We start from the raw sequence: 19,491 nt of genomic DNA, 5'->3' as shown, positions 1-19,491 counted from the left end.
CGATCATGACTCTGTTGACTCAGTTACTGGAGCGTCACGTCACCGGCGCGTGGCTCGCTCGCGGCCACCACGCCGCCAAGCGCTTGCAATAGATACGGAATCTGCTCGGCCGGCAATGAGAACGATAGACCCGCATGGGCGGACAGACGGAAGCGGATCACCACCAGTTCCATCCCGTTGAGCCTGCCGACTTCCCAGCCTTGACAGTGCAGTGCGAAGCCCATCTCCTGGTTATTGTGAGCCACGCGATCCGCGTGTTCGATCGCGTTCGGCAGCGCCACCAGCAGATCGTTGAGCACGGAGCGATGCAGTGCCGCCGTGGGTTGATCACCGTGAATCAGCAGATATTGACCGTCCGCCGTCAACTGCATGTCGGTAATCGAGTTCAACATGAAGGAGACATCAGGCACGGGACGCACCCTCCCGCGCATTGGCAATACGATTTACGGCGCTGGTTGGATCGCGCGGCCTTTCGCGGCGGATAAACAATGAAGCCGTGGCGAGGCGCACCGAAAAGATCGGCGTCGAACTGACGCGCAGGATTGCCGAACAAACGGCCGGTGAAAAGAATTCCATCATGACCAACTCTCCTAATCGCGTGACGCCGGTAGCGGAATCGACGATCTGAAGATATCAGCGCGAGCGCGCCGCTGGATTACATGCCCCCTACGCTTCCTTCGGTTCTGTAACGCATTCTTTCAACGGATGCCGCACAAACACTTGCGGCACGGCGTACCGGCGCATTGCACCCCGCGGTGGCCATAAGGGCAGGAAAGTTTCCCGTAACGATAGCCGCGGTACACGTCCCTATACTTCGCGCTTTTTAGAGCCAAAGACCGCCGTTTCGAATGCGCCGCTTGCCTTCGAGCGTTCTCATCTGCGCGTTGCGCGCTGCATCAGGACCGAAAAACCAAGATGAATCTCCAGGCATTAACCAGCCGGCTGGCAGGCACACTTTCACTCGCCGGCATTGCGCTTGCAAGCGTTTCCGCTCGCGCCGCCGAGCCGTTCGTCGTGCAGGACCTCAGGATAGAAGGCCTGCAACGCGTCGAACCCGGGACAGTTTTCGCCTATCTGCCAATCAAGCAAGGTCAGACTTTCACTGACGATAAGGCTTCCGAATCAATTCGCGCACTCTATGCCACTGGCTTTTTCAACGACGTGCGCATTTCTACAGAAGGTAACGTTGTCACCGTCCACGTGCAGGAACGGCCGGCGGTCGGCACCATAGACTTTGCGGGCATTCACGAATTCGACAAGGAGAATCTGACGAAAGCGCTGCGTGCTGTCGGTTTGTCGCAAGGCCGCTCTTACGACAAAGCGCTCGTCGACAAGGCGGAACAGGAATTGAAGCGCCAATATCTGACAAGGGGCTACTATGCCGCTGAAGTCACAACGACGACGACGCCGATTGACCGCCATCGCGTCGCCATTCTTTTCTCTGTGGCCGAAGGACCTAGCGCGAAGATCAGGCAGGTCAACTTCATCGGCAATAGCACATTCAGCACGGATACTCTGCGCGACGAAATGCAGCTGTCCACGCCGAACTGGTTCTCGTGGTACACGAAAAGCGACCTGTACGCCAAGGACAAGCTTACCGGCGATCTGGAACACGTGCGCGCTTACTATTTGAATCGTGGCTACCTGGAGTTCAACATCGAGTCGACGCAGGTATCGGTGACGCCTGACAAGAAGGACATGTATCTGACTGTCACCCTGCACGAAGGCGAGCCGTACACGATTTCTTCAATCAGGCTTGCTGGCAATCTGCTCGATCGTGAAGCCGAGCTTACGAAGCTCGTGGATATCAAGCCCGGTGAACGCTTCTCCGCTGAGAAACTGCAGGCTGCGACGAAGGCCGTGGTGGATAAACTCGGCGAGTACGGCTATGCATTCGCGACGGTCAATGCAGTGCCGCAAATCGACCAGCAGCGCCATACCGTCGATCTCACGCTGCAGGTCGACCCGAGCAGACGGGTTTACGTACGTCATATCAACGTGACGGGGAACACGCGCACGCGCGACGAGGTTGTGCGCCGCGAAATGCGCCAGCTGGAAAGTTCATGGTTCGACTCGAATCGCCTCATGCTTTCTAAAGACCGCGTGAATCGTCTTGGCTACTTTACTGACGTGGACGTTACGACGCTCCCGGTGGAGGGATCAGCTGACCAGGTGGACGTGGAGGTGAAGGTCAACGAGAAGCCGACCGGCGCAATTACCTTGGGCGCGGGCTTTTCATCCACAGATAAAGTGGTTTTGTCGGCCGGAATCTCGCAGGACAACGTGTTTGGTTCCGGTACGAGCGTTGCGTTGAACGTGAACACGGCGAAAACATATCGCACGCTTTCGCTGACGCAGACCGATCCCTACTTCACGGTAGACGGCATCAAGCGCATCACCGATGTGTACTACCGCACCAGCTATCCGCTCTATTACTACACCGACACGAGCTTCAAGATCGTGACAGTCGGAGCCGACCTGAAGTTTGGGATTCCGTTCTCGGAAGCCGATACGGTCTATTTCGGTCTGGGACTGGAACAGAACCGGCTCAGCATCGATTCGTCGACACCTCAAAGCTATAAGGACTACGTTAGCGAATTCGGCAATGTGGTCAACAATGTACCGGTTACAGCAGGCTGGGCACGCGACAATCGCGACAGCGCACTTGTGCCGAGCCGCGGCTATTTCCTGCAGGCCAATAGCGAAATAGGTACACCGGCCGGCGGCACCGAGTACTACAAGACGGACGTTCAGGCGCAGTACTACTACTCTTTCTCGCGTGGCTTCATTCTCGGCCTGAATCTGCAGGGCGGTTATGGCAACGGCTTTGCCGGCAAGGCCTATCCGATCTTCAAGAACTACTACGCGGGTGGCATCGGCTCAGTGCGTGGTTACGAATCGGGCTCGCTCGGTCCAACCGACAAGACGACCGGCGATCCAATCGGCGGATCGCGAATGGTCGTTGCAAACGTGGAAATGACGTTCCCGCTGCCGGGCACCGGATGGGATAGAACATTGCGCGTATTCACGTTCCTCGATGCCGGCAACGTGTGGGGCAACGAGGGCAACAGTAACGGCGCGAATGGCTTACGCTACAGCTATGGCGCAGGAATCGAATGGATTTCGCCGATCGGGCCGCTCAAACTGTCTCTGGGCTTGCCAGTCGTTAAACACGCAACCGACAAGTATCAGAAGTTCCAGTTTCAGATTGGCACTTCGTTCTGATCGTAGACACGTTCCTGTTCGTGAGCGGGCCCTTCACAATGCGATGGAAATTGATGCGCCCGATGTGCAGGGTATCGTGCTCGTCGTCACAGCTCACGCCTCGGGAATGGAAGTAATAATAAAAAAGCCCGCAAATTGCGGGCTTTTTTATGCGAAGTGCCACTCGAGGCGGCACTCATGCACAGGCGTGAAGCGTGGCTTAGAAGCGGTGACGGATGCCGACGGTGCCGACCACTTGCGAGCTCGTCGACGAAGCGCTCACGCCGACGATGTCGGCAGTGATGCCAGAATTGCCCGTGTTGCCAACGTGCTGATATGCGGCTTCAGCATAGACGTCGGTGCGCTTGGACAAAGCGTAGTCGGTTTGCAGCGTGACCTGATGGTACTTGGGGCTCACGCCGTCAAGCCGCGCGTCGGTAAACGTATAAGCGCCCGATACCGACAGCGCCGGCGTGAGCGCATAACGGCCGTTCACTTCATAGTTCGTGAAGCGCGCGCTGCCACCAGTCAGAGCGAGCCCGCTGCTCGTACCTGATGCCGATGAACCAATCGCGGTCGCACCGTTCAATTGCGTTTGCGTCACGACGAGGCCGACATTCGCGGGGCCGAACGCATAGCTCAGGCCCGCGCCGTAGGTGCGCTGACGCGCTGCCGTGAAGGTCGAGTCGCCGCTCGCGACCGCGCCGCTCGAGTTGGTCGACGAGCCGGCGCCGTTGATTTGCAGGTAGCCTGCTGCAACCTTCAGGCCGCCGAACACGTACGATGCACCGACGCTGTAGGCACGGCTGTCGGCGAAACTGCCCGCTGCATTTGAGAAGCCGTACAACGCGCCGAACTTGAAGCCGCTGTAATCGATGCTCTGAAACTTCACGGCGTTGTTAATGCGAACCTGGTTGTTGAGGTTGTCGTTGTCATACGGGTGCGAAGCGAGCGTGCCGCCATATTGCGTCCCGTTCAGCGCGAGCGGCCCAAGATAGTCGACCACGCTGTCGTACTGGCGGCCGAGCGTGACCGCGCCGAACTGGTTGCTGGACAGACCGACGAATGCTTGACGGCCGAACTCCCGGCTATTCTGGCCGAGCTTGCCCGTGGACAGATTAAAACCGTTTTCCAGCACGAAGATTGCCTTGAGGCCACCGCCGAGTTCCTCGGAGCCGCGCAGGCCCCAGCGATTGCCGTTCAACACGCCGCTCGCCTGCTGGAAGTTGCTGCTGCCGCTGGAGTTGCTGGTGTAGGTCAGGCCGGTGTCGATCAGGCCATACAGCGTCACCGAGCTTTGTGCATGAGCGACGCCCGCGGCGCCGGCAAGAGCGAGCGAGAGGCCCGACAGTACGAATTTCTTCATTGAATATCTCCTGAATTCAATAGCGGTTGCTATCGAGCGGCGGAGAATAGCGCAGAAATTCCGGAACTATTTTTCAGTATATTACGGCGTTGTGTTTTGGCGACGTCATTCGTTTTTAACTTTCATTTGATTTCCGGCCGGCGCCTTTATTGGCTGTCCAGATGAAATGGGGCGTACTCGCTTGCGAGTTCGCCCCAAGTGCCTGATTTGGAACGTTGCTCGGAATCAAAGGCGAATTTAGAGTAGCATGCAGACTGATTTGCAGCAACGTAGGTCGACAGTTTTATTCTTCCATATAATTTCTATACGGATAATTGGTAATTTCTGGTTGCAGTCTGGCGCAATTAAACCGATTATTGCGAAAATAGAAAAGACAATTTGCGTTACTAAAGCCCGCTAACTATTTGGCGAAGCTGTGCGCCTCGACTACCGAGGCGTCACTCATTCTCGCGTCGTTCAATCGACACACCGGAACGAAGCTGCCTGATTCACGTCGCCGCCTTCGTAGCGGGGCCACTTCGGGTAATCGCATAGCGGTCGCGTGCGGCCCGGCACGCCGGCAGTATCGGTTGTCACTTGCCCGACTGGCGCTTTGCCTTTCTCGACCCACCCGGCGAGCGCCGACAGAGAGTCCCAGGTGGCATTGAAGGTGCTGCTCGCGGCATGACCCATGCCGGGAATCTCGTAGAAGCGGACGAACGAATCGACTCGATCAATGCCGAACTGCGCTTGCAGCCGTCGATAGTACAGCTCCGTCGCCCGAGTGCTGACAAGTACATCGGATTGCCCGTGAACGAGCAGGAGCTTGCCGCCACGTCGCCTGAAAGCGGAGATATCGGTGCTCGCGTCGAGTTTGAGGCTCAGGTCGCTGATACGGTTCGCCCACACGCCGGGCTGCTCGGGGTCGAGCGACAGCGAATTGAAGTTCGGGTCGCGCGTGACTGAATACTTGATCCACTGGTCGGTCAGAACGCTGATGTAAGGGGCCGTGAGCGGCATGGGGTTCGCCGGCTGTGAAGTGCCGAAGGCGAGGAACGTGACCACCGGCTCGACCGGCGAAGTGCGAGACGTAATGCCAAGGTCCGCGCCCCACACGTTGTAGCCGGGATAGTGGGTCTCGCCACTCGCGAGCCGGAAGCGCAGGACGGTCGGCGTATTGATGGTCTTCAGCGCATCGATTTGTGCATCGGACAAGCAATTGTCTGCGGTGTCCGCTCCCTTCGGGCAGCGCAACGGAGCGCCGTTCAGCTTAGCGGTCGACGGATCGAAGCGTGCATTGCATTGCCGCTGGTCACTGATCAGGCCGTCGGCCACGCCGTCAAGCGCATCGCAAGCCTGCATTGCCGCGTCGTACACAGCCTGGCGTTTGCCCACCGACAGATACGCGCCCGGTTTCGCCAGAGCGCGGTTCATGCGCTGACCTCCGAGTAGCGCGGCTGCATCGTCCCATGCCGGATACCATGCGATGGCACCGTCCCAATCCGACGGCCAGCGCTGAATCGCCGTCACGGCTTCACGCCCGCCCGTCGATCCGCCGGCGAAATAGGCCTTGCGCGGCCAGTGCCCGTAGCGAGCCTTGATGATCGCCAGTGCTGCGTCGTGGGTTTTCTTCAGCGCGTCGCCGCCGAAATTGTTCGCCGCTTCGTCGTTCAAGCCAAAGCGTCCGTCCTGCGAGCCCAACGCGTTAGCCTGGTGACCGGAGTCGCTCGCGAAGGTCGCGTAGCCACGACCGAGCGGCACCGCTGCGTCGATTGGACCGTTGGGCACGTTGCCCGCGACATTGGGAATGGTGCCGTTGAAACCGCCGCCGCCGAACATCACCACCTTGCCGTTCCACTCCTCGGGCAGTGCCACTTTAAACTGGATGTCGGGTGCAAAGCGGTCGACCGGAGATATTCTGCCGGTCACTTCGCAGTAGTCAGGCAGTGCGCCTGCTCCGCTGCCGCTCGCAGCAACCGACTTCACGGCAGTCACGCTCGCTCCGGAAGTAGGCTCGCCAATTTCCGAAGCGGGTATCACGAAGCCTTGTAGACGCTCGCAGATGGCTTGATGTCCCGCAGGCAGAGTCGCGCCCATGCTGTATGCCGAAACCGCGGAAGTGATGAGAGCCGCGATCACGCGCGCGACCCTCGCATTGCAGCAGTGACCTTGTACCATGATGTCTCCGTTATGAGTAACGTTTCAGGTGGGGGCGGCTTGTGGTCGAGCGGTCGGTGTTGTTTCCCGACTAGAGCGTCATGCCGCCAGAAGCCTCGATGACAGCGCCGTTGATATAGCTCGCTTCATCGCTTGCGAGAAAGGCGTAGATGTTCGCAATCTCTTCGGGCTTGCCGAGGCGCCGCAACGGCACCTGGCTTCTCATCTTCTCGAGCACTTCGGCGGGTACGGTGGCGAGAATCGGGGTGTCGATAAAGCCGGGCGCGACGGCGTTCACCCGTATGCCTTTCGGCCCGAGTTCCCGGCTCCATGTCTTCGTAAAGCCGATCACGCCGAATTTGGAGGCCGCATAGTTCGTTTGACCGTAATTGCCGTATATCCCCACAACCGAACTGGCGTTCAGAATCACGCCGGCTCCTTGCATGATCATGGAGTCGAGCACCGCCTGAGCGGCGTGAAAGACGCCGCGCAGATTGACGTCCATGACCTGTTCGAATTGCTCGACCGTCATGTTTTGCAGACGCGCATCGCGCGTAATGCCCGCGTTGTTCACCAGAACGTCGATGCGTCCGAATTGTTCGCGGGTCTTGGCGACCATGTCCCGAACCGCTTCGCGATCGGCGATGTCGACCGTGAAGCCCGCCGCCTGCGCGCCGGCTTCTCGGCACGCGCCGACAACCGATTGCACGGCGCCGGGGTTCAGGTCGCACACGGCGACCGTTGCGCCCTCTTGCGCGAATTTCAGTGCGGTCGCGGCGCCGATTCCTTGCCCGGCCCCCGTCACGATTGCAACCTTTCCTTTGAGCCTCATTGGATCTGTGTCCTTCGTAGTGATTTGTTGTTCAGGGCGAGACGGCCTCGCGGTTCGTGGCTGACAGGACGCGCTTTTGCATTGCGACGCGGCGCGTGCCTATGCTTGCTCAAAGATATTCGACGTTGCCATCCACACTGATCGCTTGTCCGGTGATGTTCTGACCAGCCGGCGACGCGAGGAAGAGCGCCATGGCGGCGATGTCGTCAACGGTCACCATGCGGCGCAGCGAGATCTTCCTGAGGTACTGCTCTTTCATTTCGTCGAACGAGACGCCGGTGGACTGAGCGCGAGCGGCAATCACGCGATCCATCCGTTCGCCCTGCACGACTCCCGGCAGAATTGCATTGACGCGAATGTTGCTCGGGCCGAGCTCGATGGCGAGTGACTTCACGAGCCCGACAATCGCCCATTTCGTCGCGGCGTAGGGCGTGCGATACGCGTAGCCGAGCCGCCCGGCGACAGAAGACATGGCAACGATGGCGGGGCAGTCCGATGTCTCTTTCAGCAGCGGCACCGCCTTGTGAAGAAAGTAGTACTGACTGTTGAGGTTGGTGGAAATGGTCCGCTCCCAGTCGCCCGGCTCGATCGCCTCGACTTCGCCCGTTGGACCCGCAATGCCCGCGTTGTTGATCAGAATGTCGAGCCCGCCGAGCTTTGCCCGTGCGTCGTCTATCACGCTGTCGACCTGCTCGCGACTTGCCACGTCCGCCACCCCTGTGTGAAGCCGGGCGTTCCTGCTGCTGGCGTTCTCGACGGCAGAACGGTCGACGTCGCAGATATAGACCTGCGCATCGGCTTCGATGAACGCGTCGGCAATAGCCGCGCCGATTCCCGACGCTGCGCCCGAGATGAGTACGCGCAGACCCGGTCTGGGCTTGAGAAGCTCGAAAGTATTCATGTGTCGCACCAACGATGTGAAGTTACGTGTTGAATCAAGGTATTCACGAATGAGCCGTGAATCAGGCCCGCACCGGGTCGGCCCGTGCCTCAGGTTTGCCGCCTTCATTGCCGCCGTCATCGAACACGGCATGAATTGACGGCACCACCATGTGGCTGGCGGCGACGCCTAGCTCTTCGACGTTTTCAATTGTCCCGCGTTGCCTGCCGGTGCAACGGGACGGTCTGCGGACCGGATGGCTTTCGCAAGCAGCGGCACGAGAGCGAGTCCCAGCACGGAGGCCACTACGACCACGTTGAAGCCCGAGTCGCTGCGGCCGGTTATCGTTTCCGCAAGGCCGAACAGATAGGGCCCGACAAAGCCGCCCAGCAGTCCGACCGTATTGATGAACGCGAGACCGGCAGCCGCTTGCACGCCTTGCAGGCGCTTCATCGCGACAGCCCAGTACGAAGGCAGAATGCCGCCCGCGAAGAAACCCGTAACACCCAGCAGGGTGATCTGCGCCGACTGATTCCTGATCGCGATGAACGCACATGCGGAGACCACGACGCCCGCCGTCAGCACGCCGAGGAATCCGCAGTCGTTGCTGATCCGGCGGTGGATGCGGGGCAGAGTCAGCACGCCAAGCAGAAAGCCGATGCCGACACTGCTCGACAACAAGCCGACAAGGAGCGGCGACTTCACGTGCATCTGCGCAACGATCGAGGGTGTGAAAAAGTACAGCCCGACAAACGCCACCTGATTCAGGAAGTAAATCAGCGCAATCAATACGGTGGTTGGACGTTTCAATGCCGCAAACCAGTGTGCCGACGTGAGTTCGGTGTGACCGTGCGTGTCGATGACCGCATGGGTTTCGAGCGCCTCGGCTTCCTGCGGCGTCAACCATCGGACCTCCGAAGGACGGTTCGGCAGTTTGAAAAAGACGATGATGCCGACCACGATGGTGGGCAAACCTTCGAGCAGGAACATCCACTGCCAGCCGTGAAGACCGCCAATTCCGCCGAGCTGCATTAGCGCGGCACCGAGCGGGTTGCCAAGGATCAGCGCGATAGACGGGGCGGTATAAATCCAGCCGACAGCGACTGCGCGGTCCTTCGGTGCGAACCAGAGCGTCACCATGTACATCAACGCGGGGAAGAGTCCTGCTTCTGCCACTCCGAGCAGAACGCGCAGCAGATAGAACGACCACTCGCCTTGCACGAACATCATGGCCGTCGATAACGCTCCCCACGTGACGGCGATCCGGGCAATCCATGCGCGCGGACCGACACGATGAGCCAGCAGGTTGCTCGGCACTTCGAGAAGCGCATAGCCGATAAAGAAGATGCCGGCGCCAAGTCCGTATGCCGCTGCGCTGATGCCGAGGTCGGCGGCAAGCGCGGTCTTCGCCAGCGCCACATTGGTACGGTCGATGAACGACATGAAGTAGATCGCGCACATCAAGGGAAGAAGTCGTGCCATCGCCTTGCGCGTCGCTAGCCGGTGGGTCTCGCCGAGGCCGGCGTCAACAGTAGTTGCAGTCATGATGTCTCCAGAAAATAGCCCTGCCCGTGTTTTTTCTTTTAGCGTGCCGGGCGCGCGCGGCAGGACAACAGGGTGCGGTGCTCGCGCGGATCGCGCGCGGCGCCGTGTACTTAAAGCGAGACGTTCTCTCGTCCCTTCAGTCCGAGCATCGCGCGCGCATCGGCTGGCGTCGCGATGTCGAAAGAAAGCTCCTCCAGAATCCGGCGGATCTTGCGGACCTGATCGGCGTTCGACCTGGCCTTGACGCCACGCGACAGGTAGACGCTGTCTTCCAGGCCCACGCGGACGTTGCCGCCCATGATTGCGCCCATCGTCACGAGAGACATCTGGTGACGACCGGCGCCGAGAATCGAAAGCTGATAGCTCTCGCGCCCGAACAGGCGGTCGGCGGTCGAGCGCATCAACGAGAGGTTCTCCGGATCCGCACCAATGCCGCCGAGAATGCCGAACACCGACTGAATGAAAAACGGCGGCTTGATGAGCCCGATGTCGACAAAGTACGCGAGGTTGTACAGGTGGCCCACGTCGTAACACTCGAATTCGAAACGCGTGCCGTAGTCCTTGAACTCCGTGAGAATGTTCTTGATGTCCCGAAACGTGTTCCGGAAGATCATGTCCTCCATGCCTTCGACGTATTCTTTTTCCCAGTCGAATCGCCAGGAGGATATTCTGGCCGCGACTGGATGCAGCGAAAAATTCATCGAGCCCATGTTCAGCGAGCACATCTCGGGCTTTGCAATGCGCGCGTAGGCCAAACGCTCGTCGAGCGTCATGCGCGTGCTGCCACCCGTGGAGATGTTGATCACCGCGTCGGTTTGCGCGGCAATGGCCGGCACGAACTGCCGGAACACTTCGGGGGAGGGCGTTGGCCGGCCGTCCTGTGGATCCCGCGCATGCAGATGCAGAATCGCCGCTCCCGCGCCGGCGGCTTCTAGCGCCTGGGTCTTGATGTCATCGGGTGTGAGGGGCAGATACTCCGACATGGACGGCACGTGCGCCGAGCCCGTCACCGCACATGTGATGATGACCTTGCTGGTTGAATTTCCCATTTCAATACCTTTCCATTTCCGGTTGACGCACGGCGGCTGGACGCGACGCTCAGTCCAAACCGGCCGCTGACGCGGTGGCGCGAGCAGAGCCGCCCGCGGTGGCGAGCGCAAGACGAGGGGCAGATGCAGCGAATAGCTTCGGGGTGTGAGCTGGCACGCACTCACACCGCAAGGACCGAATGCGCGGCGGCGCCGCATGCACGAACGGCAGCAGCGGCGTCACAGGCGCGATATAACGGCGGTGGTGAGTGGTCATGCTTGTCTCCGAAAATCTGCGAGTCGCGTAACTGCATTCGGACTCGTCTCTTGTTCCATAGATAGTAGTGAGATACGATTTGCTACGTAAGGTCTAATTCGGACAAGCCGATGTCCCGCGAGGACATGCACCGGGGGCGCCGTGTCGTCGAGATTTCCGTTGTTGAATGAGCGCATTTACGCGCCGTACAAGATCGCGGCGCTGGTCGAAGTGCTCGCAGAGCAAGGCATTGCACCCGAGGACAGCCTGAAGGGCAGCGGCGTCACGCCTGAGCAGATCTACGACGCGTCTGTCATGACCTCCGTGCGGCAGTACGCGGTGGTATGCCGGAATGCGGTCGCCCTGTCGTCCGACCCGAGCACGCCTTTCAGAACGGGAGCGCGTCTTCATCTGGCGGCCTACGGCATGTATGGGTATGCGCTGATGTCGTGTCTTTCGCTGCGCGACTACTTTCGCCTTGGCGTCAAATATCACCGGCTGGCGACGCCGACTGTCACCATCGAGTGGACGGAGCACGCCGACACTTCCGTGTGGACCTTTCCGGATGCTTTCTCGTCCAACTTGCCGCACCATGTGCAGCAGTTTTTGCTCGAACAGCAATACACGCAGCACGTGACGCATCTCGAAGACGTGGCCGGGCGCCGCTGCCCTCCGGTGCTGGCGCGCTTCGCCTATCCGGCGCCGGACTATGCGCACATCTATCCGCAGTACCTGGGTTGTCCCTGCGAGTTCGACGCTGACCAGTGCGAGCTCATCTACGACAGCGCGATCCTGGAGGTGACGCCGCATCTGGCGCATCGGCACTCGGCTGCGCTGTTGCAGGAGACGTGTGACAGGCTGATCGGGCAAGCAAAGACATCGTCCGGCGTGTCGGGCGAGGTCTATCAGCTTCTGATGCGCAAGCCCGGTGTGTTTCCAAACATGGAAGCAGTGGCCGATGCGCTGAAAATGACGAGCCGAACGCTAAGGCGGCGTCTTGAGTCGGAAGGAACGTCGTTTGTTGCGATTGTCGACGACGTGCGGTGCTCGCTAGCCACGGAGTACCTGAAGACCACGAAGCTCAGTACGGACGACGTTGCGATGCTGGTCGGCTTCAGCGATGCCGCGAATTTCCGCCGGGCATTGAAACGATGGACAGGAAAAGGGCCAGGGGAGATTCGCGATCAACAATGAGCGCGACGGCGGCGGCCAGCTCGCATTGCTGGAGCTAGGGACGGGGACGACGTGGTTGCGGCAGCAGGCCGCCGCTATTTCAGCGTGCGTGTTTGGGTGATGGAAGTCGACGGCTGTTCAGACAGGCAATCTCGTCGGGAACCTTCCTCTGCAGTTCCATGAAGGCATCCTGATTCAGCAGGTTGACGAGGTGTCGCTGCCGCTCCAGAGATTGCTTCGATCTCCTGGTCGGCCATCTCACCGTTTCTCTTGCCTTGGGCAATCTATTGATTCATAGCCTGCGCGAGCCGGCGGACGAATTCCACGCCCTTCCGAAATTCTCCGGCAGTCACCACCAAAATGAGCAACGCTATCCACGCGGCACAATGTTTGCGTCACATTGCGTTGAGGAGGCGGCGAACGTCTGCGTCCTTATTCGATTCTGCTAAAGGAGGTACGAACCATGAGCAAGGCAAACAGAGCGTTTCTCGCGGCCGTCGCCGCTCTTACGGTGTCGGCCGGCGCCTTTGCACAGGCAGCAGGTGGCCCCGGCGGAAACGGTTCGGCGGGCAGCACGGCGAGTCCGGCAAACCAGACGAACGGCGCAACGGCCGGCTACGGCACGCCAGGCACCACCAATTCAGGCAGCGGTATGTCGGGCCAGGGTCCGAACTCGGGCCTGCCGAGCAGCAACAGCAACTCGACCTCGGGCACCAGCGCTCCCCCGACGAGCAATAACACGCTTGCGACCCCGAGCGTAAAGTCGCCGGTCTCGGGTCAATAAATGCGATTGGAATAGGCGAACAGCCGCGAATACGCGCGAGCTCCGCCACTTATGCGTCCACCGCTGACCATCGCCTCACCCGTACCATGTGGCGGGCGAGGCGGGTCGCGTTTTGGGAAGATAGAACACTCTCAGAACAGATGGTCGATGCCGACGGTGAAAGCGGTCTGACTGTTTGCGCCAGCGGGGTTAAGGGTACTCGCCACGGCATGCCGGTACGACGTGTAGTCGAATTCGCTGTAGAGCGTGGTGCGCCTGGATAGCAGGTAGCCAAGCGCCAGCACGGTGAGTCCGCGTCGGCCCGATTTGTCGTTGGATACCGTGGTCTGGTAATAGCTGCCGCGGAAAACGAGAGTTGGCGTGATAGTCCACGACAGACCGCCGAAGCCGTTGTTCGTGACTTGATGAGGCGCGGCGGGATTCTGCAAATCCTCCGACATGAAGCCGCCCGACACGCGCACGGGCCCCACCCTGTAACTGGCGCCCACCATGTAGTAGCTGTCGCCCACGTAGGTGGAACCGGTCAGCACGCTGCGGTGCCCGTACACGCCCCCAATGCCGACAGGGCCGGTCGCGTAGCTCACCCCCACTGCGCGCGCGGCGCCGCTGCCAAAGTTGCCGGCCACGCCGCCGAACGAGTTGTCCACTTCGAAGAGCAGCGGTCCGAAGGTGTTCTTGTATTTCATGTCGTTATTGTTGCGCGTGCCGTCCGAGGCGACCGTCAGCGGAATGATCGGTGTGAAGTGAAAGCCGAATGGATCGTAGATGCTGATAATGTCGTGCGCAATGGTGTACTGGCGGCCGATATCCAGAGAACCGTACTTCGAATGCCCGATGCCGACGAACGCCTGGCGGTTGAATTCCGTTCCTGTGGTGTTGTCGAACTGGCCGTTGCCGAGGTTAAAGCCGCTTTCCAGCAGGAAATGCGCATTCCAGCCATCGCCCAGATCTTCCTTCGCCCGGAAGTCGAGCTTGTTGGAACTGTAGTAGCCGTTGGAGTTCATGGTGGTCACCGAGCCGCCACCTTTTGCGGCGTCGGTCTGATGGCGTACACCGCCATCCACGGTGCCGTATAGCTGCACACTGCTCTGCGCGTGTGCGGACATCATGCCCAGCATACCGGCAGTGGCCGAAACGCCGAGTCCAACCTTTCTCCAGATATTCAACACCGCATGTCTCCTTTTCTGGTTTTGATTTCGCTATTGTTTTGCAAACCTAACTAAAATGAAAGCGGATGACGCCGCATTGTCCTTTCGTGTGCGACGGCACTGTGCACCGTGCCGTCGTTGCTTCGTCAATGACCGGCTGAACTGCTGCCAGGCTGTTCCAGTGTGGCGTGCGCGATGTCAGACTGTCTGAAACCGGTTCTCAATTCATGGCGCAACGCGACGCGATCAAGCGCTTTTTCCCAGTTGGCCACCACGATGGTGGCTACGCTGTTGCCGACAATATTGGTGAACACAAATGCGCTCGACATAGCTTTGTGAACGCCGAGAATCAGTGCGATAGATTCGACGGGAATAGTGTTCGAAGCAGTCAGTGTGGCGGCCAGCACGGCAATTGCGGCGCCGGAAACGCCCGCAGCTCCTTTGGAGGTCAAGAGCAGTACCGCAAGCAGCACCAGTTGATCGTGCCAGTTCATCGGCGTATTGGTGGCCTGTGCGAGAAACACCGCGGCTGCCGCGAAATAGAGGCAAGTGCCGTCGTGATTGAACGTGTAAGCGGTGGGCAGAACGAGGCCAACGACGGACTTCTCGCAGCCGAGCCGCTCCAGTTTGTCGACCAGTTGCGGAAACACCGTTTCAGATGAACTCGTGCCAATAACGAGCAGTAGCTCCGCGCCGATGTAACGCATCAGACGCAGCAGGCTGAAGCCGTTCGCCTTCGCAATGGGCCACAGAATCAAGACGAAGAAAAGCACACAGGTCAGGTAGAACTCCAGCACGAGCTTGCCGAGCGAGAGCAGGGTGCCGAAGCCGAACTTGCTGACCGTGAAGGCAATCGCGCCGAACGCGGCGAGGGGGGCGATTTTCATGGTCAAACCGATGACCCAGAACAGCGCGCCCGACACCGAGTCGATAAAATTCAGCGCGGGCTGCGCACGCTCGCCGATGGCAGCAAGTCCGAAAGCGAACAGCACTGAGAAGAACAGCACTTGCAGGACGTCGCCGCCCGCGAACGCGCTGATCGCCGTGTGCGGAACGACGTTGAGCAGGAACTCGCTCGTCGTCACCACGTGATGAGCCTTCGCAACGTACGCATCGACAGCGGCCGAATGTACGCTATGCATATCCACATTCATACCGACGCCAGGCTTGAGCAGGTTGATCACCACGAGGCCCAGCACCAGTGCGAGAGAAGTCACCACTTCGAAATAGAACAGCGCCTTGATAGCGACGCGGCCCACCTTCTTGAAGTCTCGCACGCCCGCGATGCCGCTGCATACGGTGCAGAAGATGATCGGTCCAATCAGCATCTGGATGATGCGGATAAAGGCGTCGCCCACGGGCTGCAAATTGATGCCGAACTTCGGAAAGAAGTAGCCGGTGGCAATGCCGAGCGCCATGCCAGCTAGCACCTGGAAAGACAGATCACGATAAAACGGCTGGCGCGGCTTCGGTTTCATGGCGCCTGAGTGAGGCAAGCTCATGGTGTCTCCTTGCTTGGGCCCATCTGCGATGGGCAGCGGTGAAGCATTGGCGAACTCGGGTTCGCTCGGAAGTGCGAAACGTGACGGCACGGTTAACGCGCGGTGTCGCCGAGAATGTCGATGCTGTCCGCGAAGATTTCATCGACGCTCAGTTTGCGCGGCAACAACTGCTGTTGCTCGCAAAACGCGAGCGTTTCCTCGAGCGGCGCGCGCAACGCTTCGTAGCCGAACAGCAGTTTGTCGGGCTTGCCGGCATTCGCTGCGGCCACACTCGCCTTGCCGCGGCGGAGCAGGTCATACACCGCCCGCACCCCGTGCGGATGCGTATCGGCAAGCGCCTTTGTTACGACCACGACATGGTTCACAGGTACGTAGCGATGAATCGCATACCACGCGAGATCGGCGACAGCCGCATTGGCAATCACCGGTTCGAGACCCGCTTCGTCAGGCAGATCGTTGCCGAGAATGGCGGCGTCGATTTCTCCGGCGCGTAACATGGGCAGCAGTTGGCTGCCCTCAGCAGCGCGACGCACGAAAGGCGGATCGCGATATTCCTCGAGATGCGCGCCTTCTATGGTGATCCAGTCGATCTCCTCGAGCGGAACGCCATACGTATTCGCCAGGATCGCACGCACCCACATCGCCGTGGTTTGCGAGTAGGAGCGCACGCCAATCCTCTTGCCGACGAGGCTGTCCACCTCGAGCTTGCCGCGTCCTGCATTGTGAATAATGCAGCCTTGCTGAAAACGCGCGGCAACCACGGCGGGCAGCAGCACGACGGGCTTGCCATAGGCTTTCGCCTGCAAATAAGTGACGATCGCCATTTCGCTGACGTCGTAGGCCTGGCGGCGCGCCATCGGGGCGAAGGCGCGGTGAATCGGTTCGACGTCCTCGAAAGCCAGTTGCACTGCGGGATCGGTCAGCTCCCCGGCTTTAAGCGGCTGCGTGTGCGGATACGTATTGAGCGCGGTTTTCAGTTGCAGTGGGTGCATGTCGGTGCTCGGGTCGTTGTTTTCGTGAGCCATTAAAGCCTCGCCCTCATGCGGACAGTGCGGGATAAATCGTGCGCGCGGTGCCGCCGAAAATTGCCTCGCGGGCTTGCGCCGGGAGAATGGAAAGGCTTTCGCGCGCATCGGTGAGCAACTGCGAGAGCGATCCTTCTGCCGCGGGGAAATTTGAACCCCACGCAATGCGATTCGCGCCGAAAGCGTCCAGCACGCGAGGGAAAAATGCGTGGGGCGTCGATGCGCCGCGCGAAGCTTCGGCAATCGTGCGGTTCGTGAGTTTGAGATAAACGCCTTGCTGCGACGCGAGACTGAAGAGCGGCGCGGCCTCGTCATAGGGCGGCCCGCCCGCCAGTTCAGGGCGCGCCAGGTGATCCAGTAGTACGCGGACGCGCGGAAAACGGGCCAGCATATTGAGGAGCGCGGGAATGCCCTGCGCGGTCATTTGCAGACAGATCGACACGTTATGGCGCTGCGCATAATCCCACACCGCAAAGGAGCGCTCGTCGTCGAGCCATCCCGCCTGGCCGGGCATGGTGCTGCCGGTCGTGAAAAGACGCAGGCCCGACAGACCTGCGTCAAGCCAGCGCTGCATCTGTGTGAGCGCGTCGCCGGCCAGCACGTCGATCGAAAACGCGCCGACGAAACGGTCCGGGTGACTGCGTACCGCTTCGACCACATAACTATTGTCGTTGCCATAAACCGTCGAAGCTTGCACGACGACCGCGCGCTCGATGCCCGCTTCGTCGAGCGACGCAAGCAGTCCTTCAAGGCTGACGGGGCGCTGTGCCGACCATTCCGACTGATGGCCGCCGACCGGTGCAAGCGGATAACGTTGTTTATCCGGGGAAATGGCATGCGTGTGAGTGTCGATGACGACGGACATGAACGGGCTCCTTGCTGAAAGCGTCTTGATTGAGTGGCCTCAACTGTAAGCCGGATGCATACGAATCCCGCAATATGAACTTCGGCACAGGACATAAGTTTTGGTTAAGCTCAGGGTTTTCACATAGCGTGCAGAGAGCGATGGCAGGGCATAGGGACGATTCGTCCGACGACGATTTGACGCGCTTGAGGCGCTTATTCTTATTCGACGCGGTGTGCGAGGCGGGCGGCATCGGGCAGGCTGCAACGCGGGCTGGCCGCACGCAGCCGGCGGTGAGCCTCGCAATCGGCAAACTTGAAACAAGCTTCGGCGGCCAGCTTTTCGAGCGCGGATTCGGCGGCAGCGAATTGACCGCAGAAGGCGCGATACTGCAACGGCGCGTCAGGCGCATGCTGGATCAGATGGAACGCGCGGTCTCGGACCTGACCGGCCAGGGTTCACCCACGAATGCGCGCAACATCTGTCGGCATCTGACCGATGCGCAGGTGCGCTGCCATATCGCAATCGCGCGCGCCGGATCGGCGTCAGAAGCGGCGCGGCAACTCGGTATCTCGCAGCCCGCCGTACATAGAGGGGCACGCCAGATCGAGCAGACAGTTGGCGTGCCCTTGTACCGGCGGCGTGTGCACAGCGTGGAGGCGAACGCCGCGGGCCTCGAATTGGCGCGCTGCCTGAGCCTCGCACTTCATGAGATCGCGCAGGCCCGAGAAGACCTGGCCTTTGCGCGCGGGCAACTGAGCGGCAAGCTGGCGATTGGCGTGTTGCCGCTGCTGCCGCCGCGTCTCGTCGCGCGCGTGATCCAGCGGCTGCGGGAGCGCTATCCGGCGGCCCACGTCACGGTCGATGAGGGGTCGCACGCGACGCTGCTGCGCGAGCTACGCATGGGGGCAATTGACATCATCGTGGGCGGCTTGCGCGAGCCGCGTCTTCAGGGGGCGGTGCAGGAAACTGAGCTTTTCGCTGATCCCTATGTGGTGGCGGTTCGCAAAGGGCACCGGCTTGCGCAAAAAAGATCGCTGGCACCGCGTGATCTTGCCGATTACGACTGGGTCGTTCCACAGCACAATGTCCCGCGCCGCGCGGTTATCAATTCGATCTTTGCGCGCCTGCGTGTCAAACCGCCCATCGTCGTCGAGACGAGCTCGCTTGCGATGATGATGGCGATGCTCGTTGAAAGCGATTGCATCACGTTGTTGTCACGCTCCCAGATCCGCGAAGCCTATGCAGGCAGCGAGATGGTTGCCCTTGAGCTCAAGACGCCGGAGGCCGATCGCGCTGTCGGCTATACGTTGCGCGCAGATTGGCTCGGCACGGCGATGCAGTTGCACTTCATTGAATGTTTGCGGCAGGAGTGCGCTGTCGATCAGGCCTGAAGCGGCACGCCGCCCGCAAGCTAGACACGCCGCACAGGCGTGCGAGGAATGAGCCCGGGCTCGTGACGATCAGTGTGAAGCTGTCAAACCTTGCTTCGTCCGGGCATGACCATGCACACCCCGGAGGCTCACAAACTTCCTTCTTCGTTCGAAGCTGCCGCACGGGCAGGAGTCACGTCGCCGTGCTGAAGCGATGTTGCCGCTTCTTGTGCAACTTTCGTGCACGGCGGCCGTGCTTCAGAAGCGCGCTCGTTCGCTAATCCGTTGAGCGAACGCGCGTAATACGCCACTGCTTTGCGCAGAATGTCGTTCACTTCCTTGAGCGCCGCGTTCTCCTGTTCCAACTCATCGATACGCTGAAGCCGTGTGTCCAT

17 protein-coding genes are annotated in these 19,491 nt (G+C 60.1%); 4 read left to right on the top strand and 13 right to left on the bottom strand.

The features are described 5' to 3' along the window. Positions 1-23 precede the first annotated feature (23 nt). Together F757_RS0131125 and F757_RS36360 are read right to left on the bottom strand one after the other, a co-directional pair. Positions 24-410, bottom strand: a complete 387-nt coding sequence (locus F757_RS0131125; RefSeq protein ID WP_027214753.1) for a hypothetical protein — start codon at positions 408-410, stop codon at positions 24-26. Beyond that, complete coding sequence (locus tag F757_RS36360) at positions 403-579, bottom strand: hypothetical protein (RefSeq protein WP_198021455.1); 177 nt, start codon at positions 577-579, stop codon at positions 403-405. Before F757_RS36360 ends, F757_RS0131125 begins: the two co-directional genes overlap by 8 nt. 390 nt (positions 580-969) lie before the next feature. On the opposite strand from F757_RS36360, the gene bamA reads away from it, so the two are divergent. Beyond that, entirely contained in the window at positions 970-3,225 is a 2,256-nt protein-coding gene (gene bamA / locus F757_RS0131115; RefSeq protein WP_442856687.1) for an outer membrane protein assembly factor BamA, read from the top strand. A 199-nt stretch (positions 3,226-3,424) separates the two neighbouring features. On the opposite strand, the gene F757_RS0131110 is transcribed toward bamA, so the two are convergent. The 6 genes from F757_RS0131110 to F757_RS0131080 all read right to left on the bottom strand — a co-directional run bounded on the left by F757_RS0131110 (position 3,425) and on the right by F757_RS0131080 (position 11,012). Beyond that, positions 3,425-4,570: a porin gene (locus F757_RS0131110; RefSeq protein WP_027214750.1), complete on the bottom strand. Its 1,146-nt coding sequence runs from the start codon at positions 4,568-4,570 to the stop codon at positions 3,425-3,427. Positions 4,571-5,026: 456 nt separating this feature from the next. Then, on the bottom strand, positions 5,027-6,727 hold the full coding sequence (locus F757_RS0131105; protein ID WP_027214749.1) for a tannase/feruloyl esterase family alpha/beta hydrolase: 1,701 nt from the start codon (positions 6,725-6,727) through the stop codon (positions 5,027-5,029). Positions 6,728-6,797: 70 nt separating this feature from the next. Next, positions 6,798-7,538, bottom strand: coding sequence for a 3-oxoacyl-ACP reductase FabG (gene fabG, locus F757_RS0131100; protein WP_027214748.1), 741 nt, complete (start codon positions 7,536-7,538; stop codon positions 6,798-6,800). 109 nt (positions 7,539-7,647) lie between these two features. Next, positions 7,648-8,439 (bottom strand): SDR family oxidoreductase, encoded by a 792-nt coding sequence (locus tag F757_RS0131095; protein ID WP_027214747.1) that lies wholly within the window; start codon positions 8,437-8,439, stop codon positions 7,648-7,650. A gap of 168 nt (positions 8,440-8,607) precedes the next feature. After that, a complete protein-coding gene (locus tag F757_RS0131085; RefSeq protein WP_027214746.1) occupies positions 8,608-9,963 on the bottom strand; it encodes an MFS transporter in 1,356 nt (451 codons plus the stop codon). A 110-nt stretch (positions 9,964-10,073) separates the two neighbouring features. Continuing rightward, entirely contained in the window at positions 10,074-11,012 is a 939-nt protein-coding gene (locus tag F757_RS0131080; protein WP_027214745.1) for a 3-keto-5-aminohexanoate cleavage protein, read from the bottom strand. 397 nt (positions 11,013-11,409) lie between these two features. Between F757_RS0131080 and F757_RS0131075 the strand changes: the two genes are divergently transcribed. Beyond that, complete coding sequence (locus tag F757_RS0131075) at positions 11,410-12,441, top strand: AraC family transcriptional regulator (protein ID WP_027214744.1); 1,032 nt, start codon at positions 11,410-11,412, stop codon at positions 12,439-12,441. Between the two features lie 442 nt (positions 12,442-12,883). Next, positions 12,884-13,204: a hypothetical protein gene (locus tag F757_RS0131070; RefSeq protein WP_027214743.1), complete on the top strand. Its 321-nt coding sequence runs from the start codon at positions 12,884-12,886 to the stop codon at positions 13,202-13,204. Between the two features lie 131 nt (positions 13,205-13,335). Here the strand turns inward: F757_RS0131070 and F757_RS0131065 are convergent, their stop codons facing one another. From F757_RS0131065 to F757_RS0131050, 4 genes are all read right to left on the bottom strand, one after another. Continuing rightward, the gene (locus F757_RS0131065) at positions 13,336-14,370 is read right to left on the bottom strand and encodes a porin (protein ID WP_442856678.1); all 1,035 of its coding nucleotides are present in this window, start codon (positions 14,368-14,370) and stop codon (positions 13,336-13,338) included. Between the two features lie 128 nt (positions 14,371-14,498). Continuing rightward, positions 14,499-15,854: a C4-dicarboxylate transporter DctA gene (dctA, locus tag F757_RS0131060; protein WP_027214741.1), complete on the bottom strand. Its 1,356-nt coding sequence runs from the start codon at positions 15,852-15,854 to the stop codon at positions 14,499-14,501. Between the two features lie 92 nt (positions 15,855-15,946). Beyond that, complete coding sequence (locus F757_RS0131055) at positions 15,947-16,879, bottom strand: MqnA/MqnD/SBP family protein (RefSeq protein WP_198021454.1); 933 nt, start codon at positions 16,877-16,879, stop codon at positions 15,947-15,949. 13 nt (positions 16,880-16,892) lie between these two features. Next, a complete protein-coding gene (locus F757_RS0131050) occupies positions 16,893-17,744 on the bottom strand; it encodes an amidohydrolase family protein (protein ID WP_027214739.1) in 852 nt (283 codons plus the stop codon). Between the two features lie 185 nt (positions 17,745-17,929). Between F757_RS0131050 and F757_RS0131045 the strand changes: the two genes are divergently transcribed. Next, a complete protein-coding gene (locus F757_RS0131045) occupies positions 17,930-19,117 on the top strand; it encodes a LysR substrate-binding domain-containing protein (protein ID WP_232221490.1) in 1,188 nt (395 codons plus the stop codon). A 128-nt stretch (positions 19,118-19,245) separates the two neighbouring features. Here F757_RS0131045 and F757_RS34455 read toward each other — a convergent pair whose 3' ends face one another. Then, the gene (locus F757_RS34455; RefSeq protein ID WP_035467736.1) at positions 19,246-19,491 is read right to left on the bottom strand and encodes a hypothetical protein; all 246 of its coding nucleotides are present in this window, start codon (positions 19,489-19,491) and stop codon (positions 19,246-19,248) included.

The organism is Burkholderia sp. WSM2232 (assembly GCF_000472545.1).
Taxonomy (GTDB): Bacteria; Pseudomonadota; Gammaproteobacteria; order Burkholderiales; family Burkholderiaceae; genus Paraburkholderia.
Note: the sequence above shows the minus strand (reverse complement) of the source record. Positions and strands in the feature narration are given on the sequence as shown.